General features: G+C 43.2%; 14 protein-coding genes. 8 read left to right on the top strand and 6 right to left on the bottom strand.

The genetic code is table 11. From position 1 onward, the window contains the following. Window positions 1–231: 231 nt before the first annotated feature. The 5 genes from map to A4S05_RS22810 all read right to left on the bottom strand — a co-directional run bounded on the left by map (window position 232) and on the right by A4S05_RS22810 (window position 6,290). On the bottom strand, window positions 232–1,059 hold the full coding sequence (gene map / locus A4S05_RS22830) for a type I methionyl aminopeptidase (protein WP_069072080.1): 828 nt from the start codon (window positions 1,057–1,059) through the stop codon (window positions 232–234). Window positions 1,060–1,339: 280 nt separating this feature from the next. Next, on the bottom strand, window positions 1,340–1,864 hold the full coding sequence (locus A4S05_RS22825; RefSeq protein WP_084227224.1) for a cupredoxin domain-containing protein: 525 nt from the start codon (window positions 1,862–1,864) through the stop codon (window positions 1,340–1,342). A gap of 304 nt (window positions 1,865–2,168) precedes the next feature. Then, window positions 2,169–4,949 (bottom strand): M16 family metallopeptidase, encoded by a 2,781-nt coding sequence (locus A4S05_RS22820; RefSeq protein WP_370684480.1) that lies wholly within the window; start codon window positions 4,947–4,949, stop codon window positions 2,169–2,171. A 303-nt stretch (window positions 4,950–5,252) separates the two neighbouring features. Next, window positions 5,253–5,696 carry a VOC family protein gene (locus A4S05_RS22815; RefSeq protein ID WP_069072078.1) on the bottom strand — a complete coding sequence of 148 codons (444 nt, stop codon included), beginning with the start codon at window positions 5,694–5,696 and terminating at the stop codon, window positions 5,253–5,255. 78 nt (window positions 5,697–5,774) lie between these two features. Further along, window positions 5,775–6,290, bottom strand: a complete 516-nt coding sequence (locus A4S05_RS22810) for a TIGR02652 family protein (RefSeq protein ID WP_069072077.1) — start codon at window positions 6,288–6,290, stop codon at window positions 5,775–5,777. Window positions 6,291–6,532: 242 nt separating this feature from the next. On the opposite strand from A4S05_RS22810, the gene A4S05_RS22805 reads away from it, so the two are divergent. From A4S05_RS22805 to A4S05_RS22795, 3 genes are all read left to right on the top strand, one after another. Further along, window positions 6,533–7,060 carry a gamma carbonic anhydrase family protein gene (locus A4S05_RS22805; RefSeq protein WP_069072076.1) on the top strand — a complete coding sequence of 176 codons (528 nt, stop codon included), beginning with the start codon at window positions 6,533–6,535 and terminating at the stop codon, window positions 7,058–7,060. Window positions 7,061–7,324: 264 nt separating this feature from the next. Continuing rightward, the gene (locus A4S05_RS22800; RefSeq protein ID WP_069072075.1) at window positions 7,325–7,450 is read left to right on the top strand and encodes a photosystem II protein Y; all 126 of its coding nucleotides are present in this window, start codon (window positions 7,325–7,327) and stop codon (window positions 7,448–7,450) included. 183 nt (window positions 7,451–7,633) lie between these two features. Then, window positions 7,634–8,923, top strand: coding sequence for a bifunctional folylpolyglutamate synthase/dihydrofolate synthase (locus tag A4S05_RS22795; protein ID WP_069072074.1), 1,290 nt, complete (start codon window positions 7,634–7,636; stop codon window positions 8,921–8,923). Between the two features lie 122 nt (window positions 8,924–9,045). Here the strand turns inward: A4S05_RS22795 and A4S05_RS22790 are convergent, their stop codons facing one another. Next, window positions 9,046–10,344: an ABC transporter substrate-binding protein gene (locus tag A4S05_RS22790; protein WP_069072073.1), complete on the bottom strand. Its 1,299-nt coding sequence runs from the start codon at window positions 10,342–10,344 to the stop codon at window positions 9,046–9,048. Between the two features lie 141 nt (window positions 10,345–10,485). Here A4S05_RS22790 and pilM point away from each other — a divergent pair, with 141 nt between their 5' ends. The 5 genes from pilM (at window position 10,486) to A4S05_RS22765 (ending at window position 16,904) form a co-directional block, all read left to right on the top strand. Beyond that, window positions 10,486–11,592: a type IV pilus assembly protein PilM gene (gene pilM, locus A4S05_RS22785; protein WP_069072072.1), complete on the top strand. Its 1,107-nt coding sequence runs from the start codon at window positions 10,486–10,488 to the stop codon at window positions 11,590–11,592. Window positions 11,593–11,596: 4 nt separating this feature from the next. Further along, a complete protein-coding gene (locus A4S05_RS22780) occupies window positions 11,597–12,373 on the top strand; it encodes a PilN domain-containing protein (protein ID WP_069072071.1) in 777 nt (258 codons plus the stop codon). After that, window positions 12,370–13,137, top strand: a complete 768-nt coding sequence (locus A4S05_RS22775; RefSeq protein ID WP_069072070.1) for a pilus assembly protein PilO — start codon at window positions 12,370–12,372, stop codon at window positions 13,135–13,137. Before A4S05_RS22780 ends, A4S05_RS22775 begins: the two co-directional genes overlap by 4 nt. Before the next feature lie 205 nt (window positions 13,138–13,342). Further along, window positions 13,343–15,763, top strand: a complete 2,421-nt coding sequence (locus tag A4S05_RS22770) for a type IV pilus secretin family protein (RefSeq protein WP_069072069.1) — start codon at window positions 13,343–13,345, stop codon at window positions 15,761–15,763. An 856-nt stretch (window positions 15,764–16,619) separates the two neighbouring features. Beyond that, window positions 16,620–16,904 carry an HU family DNA-binding protein gene (locus tag A4S05_RS22765; RefSeq protein ID WP_010998076.1) on the top strand — a complete coding sequence of 95 codons (285 nt, stop codon included), beginning with the start codon at window positions 16,620–16,622 and terminating at the stop codon, window positions 16,902–16,904. Window positions 16,905–16,908: the final 4 nt, after the last annotated feature.

Below are 16,908 nucleotides of genomic sequence, written 5' to 3'. Positions count from 1 at the left end.
ACCCCTACCCTTGAAAGGAGGGTTAGGGTGGGGTAAAAACCAGATTCGTAAACTACTCCAGACTTGTATTTACACCGCAGCTTCATAAAGAAACGGTATTAGTTGTACTGAGTTTTTTCAGAAATCAAATATGAGTCCTACATATATTGACTATGTGTAAAAAAATAAAGAGGCAAATCGCCCTCTTTTGACGCTTTACCTCTCTCAACAACAGATAATTCCAACTAACAATTACAACTTAGAACGGTCAGTCAAAATCTCATAACCTGTCTCTGTCACTAATACTGTATGCTCAAACTGAGCCGACAAAGAATTATCCATAGTGACTGCTGTCCAACGGTCAGACAATGTTCGCGTGTGTCTAGAACCCGCATTTAAAATTGGCTCAATTGCTAGTGTCATCCCCGCACGGAGTTTAACATTTGGCATCTCGCGGGTGCGGTAGTTAAATACTGAAGGTTCTTCGTGCAGGTTACGACCGACACCGTGTCCAGTGAACTCTTCGACTATAGTAAAGCCGTTAGCTTTCACATGGTCTTCAATTGCTCCAGCCAAGTCAAGTAAGTATACACCAGCCTTTACTTGTTCAATCCCCTTATATAAAGCTTCTTCTGCTACGCGAATTAATTTAGCAGCTTCTTGTGTCACTTCACCAACAGCAATTGAAATGCAAGAATCACCATGAAAGCCTTGGTAATAAGCACCTGTATCTACTTTTAATACATCCCCTACACGAATAACTTTCTTGGGACTGGGAATGCCATGTACAGCTTCATTGTTAATGCTGGAGCAAATAGAACCTGGGAAACCGTGGTATCCTTTGAAACTCGGTGTTGCACCCATTTCGCGGATACGTTTTTCTGCATAAGTATCTAAATCAGCCGTAGTCATTCCCGGCTTTACTAGCTCGGAAATTTCTTTTAAAACAGTTGCGACAATTGTCGCTGATTGCCGCATGATTTCAATTTCACGTGGCGATTTAATTTCAATTCCTCGGCGTTGTTTTTTCGCAGGTGCAGGCTGAGTAGCTTGAGAAAGTAAGTTACTGAAAATGTTCATAGGAAATTAATAATTACTGGTGGCTCTGCCGCTGAAGTATGAATGCTTTCTCTAGATTACTTGAGAAATAATATCTATAATTTTAGTTATCTTAATCTCTGATTGGTATTCTTCCAGTTTAGCCGCTAACGTATATAGAATAACACATTCACATACTCCTAATGTGTTGGACTTGAATCAAAACTGCCATAACTTACTTTTGGATACACACTATAGTATCTAGATAAATTATCTTTAATTGAAACATTAGACAGAGGCCAAATACTGAGTCGAATAGTTTTTAATTATTGATGGCAATCTCTCCAGTCATACCTGCTTCCGTATGTCCCGGTATTGAACAACGCAAGTCATAAGTACCAGATTTCAGAGGTACAAATACCCACTCGGCCTCAGCACCAGGCTTAAGTTCTAGTTCGTGAATGGCTCCTTTGATTTCTACTTTGCCTGCTTGGACTTTTTGTGTCCAGATGCCATCGGCAAAATCTTTAGCAGTAAAATAGTGCTTCAGTTGGCTGGGATTGGTAAGTTGTAGTTGATAGCGTTTACCAGCCTCGAATTCCAAATGATTTGGCTCAAACTTGAGTTCGTTAGCCGAATTACCCAAGCTAATTGTAATTTCTGTAGCTGGTTGCTTGAGCAAATCGCTAGACAAATTCGCTGCCACTGCTGGAGTAACAGCGATGAAATTTAGTGCTAGGAACAACGTTAATATTACGTAGTTCCGCCGTAATATTTTTAACCAAGCAGTAGTTGTAAAATTAAAAGATGTAACTATAATTTGGTATAAATGGCTGTAAGTTATCATCAGTAGTTCTCAAAAGGCAATGCTATTAATAGGTAGCGGGAAAAAACACTTTACCCATTCTTTATATTATCCATGCCTAATGTCCATCTCTACTAGTACAACATGGCAGAAATAAACCAATCATTCCAAATCAACGAAACCCTTACGCTGTATTCATTTTTAATTTTTAATTTTTAATTCCGCCTTGCGGTACTAGTGTGTCCACTTTAAATTGATGGGTAAGAAAGTTCGTAGTAAGGACTTTAGTCCTTATTTTTTAAGCACTTGAGTCCTTACTACAAACCCTCAATAACTTGACAAAGTACTACCTAATGCTTTTTTCTGCCAATACAGATGGCCCAGCAGTAACGACCACGATTTGATCTGGGTGGAGTAACTCACGAGCCGCTTGATTAACTTGCTCAAGGGTAACTTTCTGGATTTTATCAGTGAAGGAGTGCAATTCTAGTTTATCTAGTCCATAAACTTCATTGATCAGAATTCTATCTGTTAATTCTTCAGGGTTTGCCAGGGAAACGTTGTAGTTGCTGATGAGGGTGCGTTTAGCTGTTTCTACTTCCAGTGCGGTGACACCTTGTTGATGGATTTGCTGTAGTATTTGGCGAGTACTAGCGATCGCTTTACTGCTATCTTCAGGACTAGTTTGCATTTCTATCAAAAATGTCCCTGAATTCTTCCCAGCTTGGAAGGAGCTATAAATTCCATAGCTCAAACCTTGGCGATCACGCACTTCTGCACCTAGTCTACTAGATAGGGTATCGCCTCCCAAAATTTGGTTCAATACTAAGGCTGAGTGAAACCGAGGATCATAACGGTTAATACCCGTGTAACCCATATATGTAACGGCTTGGGCTTTATCTGGTAAAACTGGGTTGACACTCACTATTTTCTCCGGCATTGCCACCGTGGGATATTTTAATGTTGCTGCTTGGCCGCTAACTTCCCAGTCTCCAAACTCATTTTTAATGAGCGATCGCACTTTGTCTAGATCAAAATCTCCCACCAGCGCTAGCACTGTCGTATCTGGACGATAGTGTTTAGCTTTGAAATCAATCACATCCTGGCGCTGAATCTTTTCTAAACTCTCCTCTGTGGGAAAGGTGTGTAAGGGATGTTTTTTCGGGTAAATTGACTGAACAAATATTCTTCTAGCTACTTCTGATGGCTCATCTAATTCCAGTTGCAGATCAGTTAAAGTTTGTTGACGATGCAATTCCAATTCTTTTGCTGGAAAGCTACTGTTTTTAACAACATCAGCTAATATCTCCAGGAGTATCGGCAAATCCTCGGCTAAACTATCACCCTCAATCCGCACACCTTCGCGGTAAGCTTCAAAGTCTAAACTCGCCCCTCGTTCTGCCAAGATTTTGGCAATAGTGAATACATCTTTGCTGTCAGTGCCACTTAGCAAATTCTCTGCCACAAAAGCAGCTATTCCAGCTTGCTCATCTGGATCGAATTCCGTCCCGGCTTGAATGTGCCCGCTCAGAGTAACGGTGGGAGTACTATGATCTGGTAACAGTAATATCCGCAGTCCGTTAGTAAATTTAAATTCCTGTGGTAAGACTTGAGCGATATCTTTGACGGCAAACAACGCATCTCTAGCCAAATCCACAGGTGGTAAGTACTTCCCTACCTCAGAAGGAAGCACAGGTGCGCCAGGAGAGAAATTTTCTGTAGTTTGGGCTGAGTCTGGTTTGTCACCAACTTCTGTTATTAACTTCTGAGTTGGTTCAAAAAAGCCTACTGTCCGTGCTTCTTTTGTTAGGTATTTGTTAATCACAGCGACAACATCCGTTGGCTTCACCAGACGAACAGCTGCTAAATAGCGGTCTGTGTAGCTATAATCACCAACAGTTGTCTCATCAGTCCCCAATCGCATTGCTTGAGAAGTGATATCACGGTTACTCAAAATTACATCTGCTGTTAACTGGGTTTTGGCTCGTTCTACTTCCTCAGATGTCACACCTTTTTCTGCTACATTAGCGATCGCACGACTCAATACTGAGTCAATTTTTTTCAAATCTTGTTTAGCTCCAACCGTTACCAACACTTCATACCAGCCAGATTCTCGCAAACTGGTAACGGATGCTGTAACTTCACTAGCTAAACCTGATTCCACTAATGCCTGATAAAGTCTAGAATTCCGTCCCTCTGTCAAGATGTAATCCATCACATCCAGCGCAGGCACATCTGGTTGATTTGCATCCGGTAGCGGATAGACAACTTGTAAAAGTGTTCCTGCTCCCGGTTCTCGCAATACTATGGGAGTGCTGTTAGCGTTAGCGGGGCGTTTAGCCCGTGCTGAGTGCTGAGTGTTAAGTGTTGAGTGTTGAGTGCTGAGTGCTGAGTGCTGAGTGTTGAGTGATGGAGAAATACCTCCTGCCTCCTGCCTCCTGCCTCCTGCCCCCTGCCCCCTGCCCCCTGCCTCCTGCCTCTTAGGTAGTTTTCCAAACACCTCTTTAATTGTTTCCAGGGTGTTTGCAGTTTGAAAATCTCCAACAATCACTAAGACGGCATTATCAGGAGTGTAAAAGTTGCGGTAATATTTTTGTACTTGTTCAACTTCAAATTTTTCGACATCAGCTTTGGTACCACCTACAGGCAACCCGTAAGCATGATTGGGAAACACCGCTTGCATGACGGCGCGGTTGAGGCGATATTCTGGGCTATTTTCGTAACCTTGCAACTCGGAAATTACTACCCGTTTCTCACTCGCCAGTTGTTCTGGCTCAATCTGGGAATTTTGCATTCTGTCCGCTTCCAGCACTAAGAGCGCTTTTAGCTTGTTTCGTTCCACAGTACCGTAATATGCGGTTTGGTCATAGCTGGTAAAAGCATTGGAATCACTACCCAAAGCACTAAACAAACGTCCAAATTGAATCGGACGATTTTTCGTGCCTTTAAACATCATGTGTTCCAACTGGTGGGCAATGCCATTCACACCCGGTTCTTCATTCCGTGAGCCAACCTTGTACCACACCTGCACCGTCACCACTGGCGCAGTATGCACTTCTTTTGTCAGAACAGTTAGACCATTTTCCAGCACTGTCTTACGGACATTTTCTGTCAGTGTTGAGGGCATTATTCTTTTTGCTATCAAGGTTGACTGGTATTTTTCTTTGTTAGATGTGGTTGTATGTTGGCTATGAGCAGGTTGATCACTCAGCAAAAAAACCGCTACTAGCCATAAGCTTAAAAGTAATAACGGTAAAGGATATTTATAAAATCTGGAAAATCCATACATCTATTTAGCAGATATATCTGTAATTTAAGTTACATAATTATCTTGGAAAGTGACCATAATTTAATCTGGTAAAAAATCTGTTACCTCAGTAACAACACAGAAAAACAACATATTAGCAACAAAGGTAATAAAAAAGCTAAATTACGGGAGTTTTGCTAAAACTCGAATGAATTCCAGAGGTAAACCATCGGTATCGGCGATAAAAGCTACTTCGTAAATGCGATCGCCTATTTGCTGTTGTGTCGGTTCTAAAAGTACCTTCAACGGTTCTAATTCTCCGGGTTGACTCTCAGCAGTCGTCAATGCACGTTCTTGTAAATTTGTCAACCAGCTAGGTAAATCTGGTGTAATCTCAGTTAAATCGAACGAGAGATGATAATACCCGACATAATGCTCATCAGCAAAGGCATCTGGGGCTGGTTTTGGTTCAGGAATTTGGATCAGTTCAATTCTCCCGCCCAATCCTTCCATCCAGCAAGCCAGGGTGTAGCCGGTAGTAAAGCGTTCCGAAATTGTAAACCCTAAAAGTTCGTAGAAAGCGATCGCTCGATGAATATTCGCAGTCCGAATAGAGGCGTGGTGCATATTAGTCCTTAGTCCTTAGTCCTTAGTCATTTGTCCTTTGCGATTCACTAATGACAAATGACTAATGACAAATGACCATTACTCAAACAACCTGAAATAAGGGTAGCGTACAGGGACACCAGGCTCTTTTTCCAAGTCAAAATTAATCACTTCCCAACAGGGATCTTCTGGGGCATCTTCGGGGCTAAACTCCACCGGTAAACCGTACAAACGCGCCGCAGTAGCTTCTGGTTGTCCAGAACGCCAAGGTGTACTGCGTTCCAAATAGCCACTCATTAATTCCTGATAGCGTCGAGCAATAATCACCCTTGTTGCTCGATAGCCTTGGGTATACAGCTTATCTAATGCTTCGTGAATTTCAAAGCGGATACCATCGGGATGAGTATGCTGTCTATACCATTCATTATTCCACCTTCGCCAATGACGCCCTGATTGCAAATGGATTAACTCTCCATTTTTCGGATCAGCTTCAAACGCGCCATGACGCGGACACAAATAGGTATCTGTCAAAGTCAGTGCCGGAATAGTCTGGCGACAATGGGGACACTGTATTTCCGGCCCAAACATCGGGTACTGAAAGCCTGGATTCATCATGAAGTGCGTACAAACATAATTTTGTCTTCACCAGCGCTAGTGGATTGGATTATACACTTCGGCTCCACTACTTTGGGTTACTTGCTCACTGCTACACAGACACGGATTTGCAGTAGTAGAAGCATTTTTCACTAGTGTTTTCCTCTCCGTAGAGACTTGACGCTGTGATATCCTGGTTGTGCAACCAGCCTCAAAGGTTGGAGTTTCTCCAGTGTTCCTGGGTACCATATTAATATTCTATCGTGTCTACCGCTTCTTACTGGACATCTCCCGATTTTTCTCAAGCTGCCTTCATCGCAGCCAATGCTGTTGTAATGGGTTCGGTCAATATAGCACCAGGAGTGAGCATTTGGTATGGAGCAGTGGTTAGGGGAGATGTAGAACGGATTGAAATTGGCGAATGCACAAATATTCAGGATGGTGCAATTCTACATGGCGATCCTGGTTTTCCAACAATTTTAGAAGATCATGTTACCGTAGGGCATCGCGCTGTGATACATTCCGCTTACATTGAGCGTGGAAGTTTGATTGGCATTGGCGCAGTGGTTTTAGATGGGGTACGAGTGGGTACTGGTAGTATTATTGGTGCTGGCGCAGTGGTAACAAAAAATATACCGCCCCTGTCCCTAGTTGTCGGTATTCCTGGCAAAGTGTTACGCCAAGTAACAGATGTTGAAGCCGCAGAACTGATTGAACACGCTAAACGTTACCAAAAGTTAGCTTTAGTTCATGCTGATAAGGGTATTGATATTGGTTTTAGCAAGGCTTAGGGAATGGGGAATGGGGGAGATGAGAGGACAAAGGGACAAGGTTAAAGGGAAAAGGATAAAGAAACAAACCCCTTCCCCTTTACCCTTTACCCTTTACCCTTTTTCATAATCTCCCATGCCCAATGCCCAATGCCCCATGCCCAATACCCCATAATTTAAACATTCTTTACATTTGTATTTGGAAAAATTGCCCACTTCAGCTAAAAATAAAAATGAGAGCAGTTGACAAAACTTTAATTTCTACTTAAGAGAGGGGTTCTAGATATGGATATCGATTACCGGATAGCGATCGTTTTAGCACCAGTTGCGATCGCAGCTAGTTGGGCAGTGTTTAATATTGGCGCTGCGGCTTTAAGACAAATTCAAGGCTTTTTGGATAGAGAAGCTTAAATTTATTAATTGGGGATTGGGCATGGGGCATTGGGCATGGGGAAGAGGGGTACAAAGCTTGGAGCATAAGAGAAAGAGGTGATTTTTTATTCTCCCCCTTGCTCCCCTGCTCCCCTGCCCCCCTTCCCCCTGCCCCCCTGCTTCTTCCTCATCCCCCCACTCCCTATTCCCCACCGTTAAGACTTGGATATCGATTCTGTAATACAACCCTTGCAACGCTTTGGTGTCCATCTGGGACTTGATCGCATTGTCAATCTATTGGCAAATCTTGGCAATCCCCATCACCAAGTCCCGGTAATTCATGTTGCTGGCACTAATGGCAAAGGTTCAGTCTGTGCCTATCTTTCCTCCGTACTAACTGAAGCAGGTTATCGTACAGGGCGCTACACTTCCCCCCATTTAGTCGATTGGACGGAACGTATTTGTCTGAATGAACAGTCAATTTCTTCTGAGGAATTGAGCCAATTATTAGAAAAAGTCCAAGCTGCTATTCGTGCTGGTGATGATTCTGCAACTCAGTTTGAAGTAATTACGGCAGCGGCTTGGTTATATTTTGCCCAGCAGCAAGTCGATGTCGCTGTGGTAGAAGTCGGGCTAGGAGGACGCTTGGATGCTACCAATGTCTGCTTGGAACCTTTGGTTACAATCATCACTTCTATTAGCCGGGAACACTGGCAGCAACTTGGCCCTACCATCGCCGACATTGCTAGAGAAAAAGCAGGTGTTCTTAAACCTGGATGTCCCGTTGTGGTTGGAGGATTGCCACCAGAGGCAGAAGAAGTTGTGCGATCGCGTGTTTTAGAATTACAATGTCCGATTTTTATGCCTCAACCCGCCCGTCAAATCGCTACAGGATGGGCAGAATATCAAAGTATTCAAAATTCTAAATTAATTAAATACCCGTTACCGTTAGCAGGACAAATTCAATTAACTAATTCAGCTTTGGCAATAGCAGCTTTAGAAATTCTCCAACAACAGGGTTGGCAGATTTCTGAAGAAGCCATAATTAACGGCATGGCAAAAACTAAATGGCCAGGGCGGATGCAATGGACTATCTGGAAAAGCCATAAATTATTACTTGATGGCGCTCATAATACCGCCGCCGCCCAAGTTCTTCGCCAGTATGTTGATAGCTTAGATGCAGTTAACCCTAACCCCGTCAATTGGGTTATGGGAATGTTTGCTGATAAAGATCATGCTGATATTTTTGCCGCCCTGCTGCGCCCAGGCGATCGCCTTTTTTTAGTACCAATACCAGTAGAACCTTGGCCAGGTAGAACTTCCGCTAATCTACAGGAATTAGCAAGCCTAGCTTACAGCCTTTGTCCCCAATTAAGCGATCGCCAAATCCATCCAGATTTATTCACAGCATTAGAAACCGCAACCTCAACCGCCACTACAGACGACTTAATCGTTTTATGTGGTTCCCTTTATTTAGTCGGCGATTTTTTACAACAAGGGAATAGGGAATAGGGAATGGGGAATGGGGAATAGGAAGAAAGGGAGAAGAGTTTTCCCCTCAGCAAGAGCAGCACCCCGCCCCTCTGCCTCTTTTCAATGCCCAATGCCCAATGCCCAATGCCCCATTCCCAAATTTATCTATTGTTCCACTCTTGCGCCGCATCTTCTACAGCTTTATCTACAGTCTTTTGGTTTAACATTGCTGCTTGTAAGTTCTCGTAAACTGCTTTTTGCAGTTTCTTAGAATCTTTCAAAGTAGGAGTTAATATTTCTGCCTTTTGCAATTGTTCAGCAGTAATAACTCGTGCTTTTTCAACTGTTGAAGCATTAGCTGGAACATCTTTAAAGTAACTATCAGATAATGCCTTGACTGTAGAAGGTAGGACATTTGCAGCCTTAGCAAAAGCTAACTGATTTTCGTCATTGGTGACAAATAAAGCAAACTTCACAGCGCCGTCTGGTTGTTTGCTATCGCGGGGAATAACTATGTTCATCACTGCGACATTTTTCTTACCTGTGTCCCCAGTGAGTTGAGGTGCTATTCCCGAAGCTTGAGCAATTTTCGGGGCGTTATTTGCGATCGTTTTTAGGAACTCTGGGCCAGAAGCTAGAAACACAGTCTCTCCAGATTGGTATAAATCGATCGCGTGGCGATGTCCTTGGGTTAAAGCCTCTTTGGGAAGCAACCCTTTTTTATACAAGTCTACCCAATACTGAAACGCTGCCTTACCTTGTGCTGAATTAAACGCCGCTTTTCCCTCAGCATCTATTAGCGTGACTCCCATTTGCACGAAAGATTCCAGCACTTCACCGGAATCTTGCGGTACAAAAGTCACAAAAAAGGCATATTTCCCTGTCTTATCTTTAATTTGTTGGGCTGCTTGTGCCAATTCTGCGTAGGTTGCAGGGACTTTATTGATACCTGCCTGTTTTAATAAATCAGTGTTATAAATGGTTAACCGTGTGGTGAGATACCAGGGAATCCCAAAACTCTTGCCATTAAGGGTACTTGCTTTCCATATATTCGGTAGATAGGAGGAACGTACATCGTTTGGAACTTTCGCATCTAAATCTAACCAGGCATTTCGTCCAGCAAGTTGGGAAGCAAAACCTGGATTGAGGTTAACTACATCAGGTGGCGTTTTTGCTGAGACGGCTGTTAATATTTTGTTCTCCATCGCCGCCCAAGGTACATCGACCCAGTTAATCTTTATACCTGGATTTTGCGATTCAAAATTCGTAATTAGGCTTTTGAAGTAGTCGGTAAATTGAGGTTGGAGTTGCATTGTCCAAAACTCAACAGTTGACACTCCTGAAGTAGCTTGTTTTGTATTTGTACTAACATTACCTGTGCTGCAACTTACCATCCAACTGGTTAATAAGCCAAGTAGTGTAAAAGCAACAAGTTGTTTAAATTTTCGCAATTGAATCATTTTCCCAGTATTTTTACGCTTGCTCAGTGTCAAAAGCTTAGATCAGAATTGTCGAGATTATAGGCTAAATAAATTACTTAGCACCAAGTCCGTTTTTAGTATCATTTAAATTTTCAATTTAGCAGTCCAGCGGGCACAACTGTGGTAAAAACCTTCAAAAGTCTGTTTGGCAAATCGAAGAAAGGGGTCGGCATTGAACTTGCTCCCGAACGGGTAAATGTAGTTCAGTTACGCAAGCAGGGTCAAGGCTTAAAACTAGAAACCTTTACATCTGTAGCAGTTCCAGAAGGTGTAGTTACCGATGGTCAAATAACCGACCCCGCAGCAATGGCGCAATTAATCCAGCAGGCGCTAGCTGAGAGCAAAATCAAAACTTCTCGTGTTGCTACTGGTGTACCAGGGCGAGATTCCATCGTTCGGATTATACCAGTGCCAACGGAGTTAGATGACAAAGAACTGCGAGAAATGGTGCTAAACCATGAAGCAGGTTTGTATTTACCCTATCCTCGTGAAGAGGCTGATGTAGATTATCAGAAACTTGACTACTTTATAGACGAGGATGGCATTGAAAAAGTACATGTACTTTTAGTTGCAACTCGCAAGGAGATAACGGATACCTATATAAGCACTTTCGAGCAGGCAGGATTGCAAATTGATGTTTTAGAAATTAACAGTTTTGCCCTGATTCGGACTATTCGCGAGCAACTGCGGCAATTCGGGCCACAAGAAGCAGCAGTACTAGTTGATATAGAGTTCGACAGTACAGAAATTGCCATCATCGTTAACGGAGTGCCGCAATTTTCGCGCACAGTCCCCATCGGGACTTATCAAATGCAAACTGCCTTAGCAAGGGCAATGAGCTTACCCACATCACGAGATATGGAACTGTTACACGGAATGGTTATTCCCCCAACTCCTATAGATGGCGGAAAAACCGGTGTTACCGAAATTGATCCTGGTATGGCAGCCATATTAAGAGTATTGGGAGAACTAACGGATGAACTGCGCCGTTCCATCGATTTTTACCTCAATCAAAGTGAAAATTTGGAGGTAGCGCAGATTTTATTAGCTGGGCCAGGAGGTGGACTCCAACAGCTAGATGAATTCTTTACCCAACGCTTGAGCTTGCCAACTACCCAAATCGATCCAATCGGGTCTTTGTCCTTAGAAGTTGACACTGATAAATATCCACAGGTACAACGCTCTGGTTTAGCGATCGTACTCGGTCTAGGAATGCGGGAGGTGTAATAAAATGTATAGCCTAGATGTTAACTTTCTTAAAGACCGCCCAGCATACCAGAAAAAGCCTGAGAGAAAGGGAGGAATAGGTCTAAAGCTGCCTACAGGAAATTTAACACCTGTGTATGTGGGTGTTGCATTAGGTGTAGGTCTTCCAGCTTTATTGGGAGTTAGCTGGTGGATATTGCAAGGGAAGATTGTTGAATTAGATGTTCAAATATCACAACTAGACCAAGAAAGCAAGAGGCTAGATACAGAAATAGGAAATCTGAATAAAATCAAAGCTGAGACGAATGCTATTAAAGGTGAAACACAAGCTTTAGTGACTGTATTTGACCAGATTCGACCTTGGTCAGCAATGCTGCAAGATTTGCGCGATCGCATTCCAGCAGCAGTGCAAATTGAGAATATCAAGCAGATTCCCCCTATTGCGGCAGCAGCAGGTCAGCCAGTAGGCAATCCCGCGGGAGGATTAGAAATCACCGGATTGGCTCGTTCATTTAACGATGTCAATGATTTCCTATTGAGTTTACAGCAGTCTCGCTTCTTGAAGTCCACAGAAAGCAGAATTCTGACGGCAACGTTAGTAGATGCTCCCTTACCACCAGGTGTAGGTCAATCTCCTGCTGGTGTAATAATTAAGCCACCCCAAGTAGTTAAATACACTATTCAATCAAGTATGAATGATGTTCCAGCTTCAGAATTAATCCGGGAGTTGGAAAAAAAAGGCACAGTGGGGTTAGTTACTCGAATTCGTAATATGCAACAAACAGGAGTCATTTCAAAATGACGCTGAGTGATGATTTAAATTTTGCTGAACATGGTGGGGAATTCGATTCGGAAACGCCAGCCCACCCCGTGGTATTTGGTATTGCCTTCACACCAAAAATTATTGGGATCTTAGTGGGGGTAATTGGTTTAGCAGGAGCAGGTTATATATTGTTAAACCTGCTGATGCCAGCTTGGGAAAGCTATCAGCAGCAGCAAGCAAAAAGCACTGAACTGCAAGGGCAAATTGAGCAAAAAAAAGCCAATATCAAACAGATTGACAAAGTTAAAGACGAACTAGCACAGGCAAAACAGCAAAAAGTTCAGGTTTTAGATTTATTTGCTAACGAAAAAACCTTAGATACATTGTTGTTGGATCTGAACCGCTTAATTGAGTCTGGTAATACTCCAACTTCTATTAATGCAGTGAGAGCCAAACTGAAGAAATTTGTGCCCGTTTCCCAAAAACCAGAACCAGTTATCGATGGAACTCTAGGACTACAGGTTGACGGTAAGCTGCAACGCAGCATTATCAATGCCGAAATTACCGGAACTTACGAACAAACACAATCGATAATGCGTAACATTGAGCGGTTACAGCCTTTGTTAATAGTTAAAGATTATGTGGCAACTTTGGCTCCAGTAGAAACAAGATCCCCATTAGATAAAACGCCGATGCAGGTAGGGCCAGCAGCGATTAATACATCATTCCAATTACAGGTATTGATGCCACTTAGTCCAGAAGAAATAGCGGCGGCGGCAGCTAAAAATGCCCCGAAAAAATAGTCAACTAAAGCCAGGGCGAATAGAATTCGCGGCTACAGTAGCGTTCGCCCTTGGCGTTCCCGCAGGGTAGTCCGCCTCCGCGGACTAAGAAGAAATTGAGGGTTTGAAACCCACGGAGGTGGGTAAAGTCTTGTGTAGACGTGGTTTTTAAGCGCCTACGCACAAATTGTCTGTAAACAAGGTTTTATTAGGTGAGGAATGAACTGTGAAACAGCTTCACGGTAATAGTTTTATATTGAGTACTGCTGCTTTTGTATTTTTGGCAGCTCAACCAGTTTGGGCACAAATCAGCCAAGTTACTAATGTACAGTTAAATGCAGTTGATGGTGGAATTAGCGTTGCTTTGAAAACTTCTTCCGGGTCACGCCCCCAAGTTTTCACTACGAAAAGAGGCAATGCTTTAATTGCAGATATTATCAATACTCAATTACGATTACCACAAGGTAATAGTTTTCGTCAAGATAGCCCAGCACCAGGAATTGCCTCTGTTGAGGTTAATCAGCTTGATGCAAATAGCATCCGAGTGACGGTAACTGGCAGTAACAATGCACCTGGCAGTCAACCCGTGGTGCGATCGCAAAATGGAATTACACTCAGCTTTAGCCCATCCACTGGCACTACAGCATCAGCACCAACGCCAACAGCACCAACATCCACAGCACCACCTGTTACTACTCCAGCCCAATCTGGTCAAAATTCAGGTGTTCTCGTTCCCAACCCACAAGTCACCATTGACGGACAACCTGCACAAGCTGCTGGGCCAGGTCAACCTCTGAGTCAGGCTCCACCTTTCTTACCTAGAGCCGTTGCCCCACCGGTAGGAGATATTGCCATCTCCAATACTGATGCTTCTCCTAGCACCATTGACTTAGGAACTCAGGAACGTGTACCCCGTCTAGTCCTGCGAGATGCGCCGGTGCGTGAGGTTTTGTCATTGCTTGCCCGTGCTGCTAATCTCAACCTAGCTTATATCGGAGGTGAGCAAGGTGCTGCTGCTAATGCACCAGCAGTTTCTCAAACAATCTCGTTAGATATAGAAAATGAACCAGTGCAAGATGTGTTTAACTATGTCTTGCGTTTGAGTGGTTTAGAAGCTAACCGCAGTAATCGCACGGTTTTTGTTGGGCCTAAACTACCTAATTCCACCCGTGATATGGTTATGCGTAGCTTGCGACTCAATCAGGTAACGGTGGGAGTCGCCCTGAATTTTTTGGTCGGCTTGGGAGCAGAAAGTGCCGTCAGCCGCGAACGACAAGTTACCAGTGTTAGTGCTGTGGCTGTTGGGAATGCAGCTGCTCCCATTACCCAGACTCAGACGACCACAGAAAATAGAGTTGAAACTCAACGCGTAGATTTCAAAGACTCTAACCCATTACTTAGAGGTTTACAGGCATTAGGAGATGAGCGTACTAATTCTCTAACCTTGATTGGCCCTCCTCGGCTAGTTGAGATGGCAATGGGTCAACTAACTCAGCTTGATATTCGGCGTCGTCAGGTGGTAGTTAACGTAAAGATTATCGATGTTAACCTCTTGAACACCCAGGACTACAACACTAGCTTTTCCTTTGGGGTTGGCAATAACTTCTTTACTAGTGATGGCGGTGCAGCATCTCTGAATTTTGGCGGTTCCAGACCAGCTACTAGTTCTGAAGTAACAAATAGTGTGACTGAGACGCCTACTATTACGAATCCAATTACAGGAACGCCATTCTTGAACCAAAATGGTAGTTTTACAGTTCCAAATGGAGGCTCAGGCGTCAGAGTTATACAAGATGGGGTACTTACACAAAACACACCAGGCGATGCGACCTTCCTCCAACCAATTTCTCCGGCAACCGGCAATCCAACTACCCCTGGTCTTACAACTTTTACTCCAGGAACACCAGATACAGTAACAATTACTACTGATCCTACAACTGGAAGACAAACTGCTAGTTATGCAGAAGGCACTCGTGCAGCAGCCGGATTTAGTTTGCCAAGTCTGTACCAGTTCCCCAAACGTCTTCTTGCTAGCTTGCAAGCTCAAGTCACAAATGGCAATGCCAAGATTTTGACTGACCCAACATTAATTGTGCAAGAAGGTCAGCAGGCTCTTGTGAATCTGACCCAGGAAGTAGTGGGAAACATAACCATCGAAACAACGGATAATGCTGGTGGCTCTAGGACAGAAAGAAAAATTGATAAACAAAAAGTTGGCTTGACCTTAAATGTGAAAATTGACCGGATTGATGATAATGGTTTTGTTTCTCTATCGGTTGCTCCTACTGTAAGCGCTCCTACAGCTTCACAAGATACAGGGAATGGACAAATTATTTTAGTATCTGAGCGTTCGCTTACTTCTGGCTTAATTCGCTTACGAGATGGTCAAACGCTCATTCTCTCAGGCATAATTCAAGACCAAGACCGGACAAGTATCTCCAAGATTCCTATTTTGGGCGATCTTCCACTGATTGGTTCCCTATTTAGAAAAACAAACAGATCCAACCAGCGCAATGAGGTGATTGTATTGCTCACACCTCAAATTATGGATGACTCTGAAAACTCCTCCTATGGTTATAACTACAATCCCAGCCCAGATGTACGGCAAATCCTTGAGCGCAGGGGGTTGAAGGTTCCAGGTAGATAATAAAGATGATATGCAGGTGAGTCAGTTCTGGCAAAGGCTCATATCCCCGACTTCTTTATGAAGTCGGGGATCTTCTTGTTCACGAATTCTCCGCGCACAGCAGATAAGCGGCTGAAGCCTCACAGTGAAATGCTGTAAGTTAGTATTTCATTGTCCTGTAGAACAAAATAGATATAGGTTTGTAGCCCAGTCAGCCAACAAAAACGGGAGATACTCCTATGTCTGTGACACGCTACGCGAACGCAGAGAAGAATTTATGATAGCGATCGCCATCATAAATGTTAAGAAAGATGTTGCCAATTGATAGCCTTCTAGCGGAGAGGCTTTAATTTTTTCTTTTTTCCTACTAGAGAAGCTTGCTATGGGATTAGATTTCGCGTTGGTTTTTCCACCTGACGTGAAAAGTGATCAAAATCCCCGACTTTTTAGAGAAATCGGGAACCTGAGCCTTCGATTTCCATAAAAATTGGTTAATCTCAGCAATAACTCTTCAACAACGGTAATTAATCCCAACAAACGCTGACCATCTTCCACCTCTCTACTCCTCTGTTTGATTGGCAATAGGGGTATTTACTAGGTATTTTTTCCTACTTTTGGGGTGGTTTTTAGTGAAACAAGTACCCTAAAATTACAAAAAATCCTGAAATCTATATAAATTAATGGTTTCATCTATCCACATCAGGCTACAACACCTTAGAATGATTCATTGAAAAGTCGAGCCGATGGGATGTACAGCCGTTTTGAGTAAAAATACTCCCAAAGGATGATTTTTGTATTTCTGCGAACAGAGATTTCAGTACTGATGTATCAAGGTGCATCCGTAAAAAAATCTCAAGTAAACCTTCAGGAGATTGACATGAACAAAGGTGAATTAGTTGATGCCGTAGCTGAAAAAGCTAGTGTTACCAAGAAACAAGCGGATGCAGTTTTAACTGCCGCTTTGGAAACGATTATTGAAGCGGTTTCCTCTGGTGATAAGGTAACGTTGGTGGGATTTGGCTCATTTGAATCACGGGAACGTAAAGCCCGCGAAGGTCGCAATCCGAAAACAAATGAAAAGATGGAAATTCCAGCGACCAGGGTTCCTGCTTTCTCAGCAGGAAAACTGTTTAGAGAAAAGGTAGCACCCCCAAAAGCATAGGTTC

The organism is Nostoc sp. KVJ20 (assembly GCF_001712795.1).
Taxonomy (GTDB): Bacteria; Cyanobacteriota; Cyanobacteriia; order Cyanobacteriales; family Nostocaceae; genus Nostoc.
This window is presented reverse-complemented; position numbering and strand designations above follow the sequence as displayed.

Coding starts and splice junctions, on each gene's coding strand:
- A4S05_RS22825 (WP_084227224.1), bottom strand. CDS start 1,864: ATGATAACTTACAGCCATTTATACCAAATTATAGTTACATCTTTTAAT.
- map (WP_069072080.1), bottom strand. CDS start 1,059: ATGAACATTTTCAGTAACTTACTTTCTCAAGCTACTCAGCCTGCACCT.
- A4S05_RS22800 (WP_069072075.1), top strand. CDS start 7,325: ATGGATATCGATTACCGGATAGCGATCGTTTTAGCACCAGTTGCGATC.
- A4S05_RS22780 (WP_069072071.1), top strand. CDS start 11,597: ATGTATAGCCTAGATGTTAACTTTCTTAAAGACCGCCCAGCATACCAG.
- A4S05_RS22765 (WP_010998076.1), top strand. CDS start 16,620: ATGAACAAAGGTGAATTAGTTGATGCCGTAGCTGAAAAAGCTAGTGTT.
- A4S05_RS22820 (WP_370684480.1), bottom strand. CDS start 4,949: ATGCCCTCAACACTGACAGAAAATGTCCGTAAGACAGTGCTGGAAAAT.
- A4S05_RS22775 (WP_069072070.1), top strand. CDS start 12,370: ATGACGCTGAGTGATGATTTAAATTTTGCTGAACATGGTGGGGAATTC.
- A4S05_RS22815 (WP_069072078.1), bottom strand. CDS start 5,696: ATGCACCACGCCTCTATTCGGACTGCGAATATTCATCGAGCGATCGCT.
- A4S05_RS22790 (WP_069072073.1), bottom strand. CDS start 10,344: ATGATTCAATTGCGAAAATTTAAACAACTTGTTGCTTTTACACTACTT.
- A4S05_RS22810 (WP_069072077.1), bottom strand. CDS start 6,290: ATGATGAATCCAGGCTTTCAGTACCCGATGTTTGGGCCGGAAATACAG.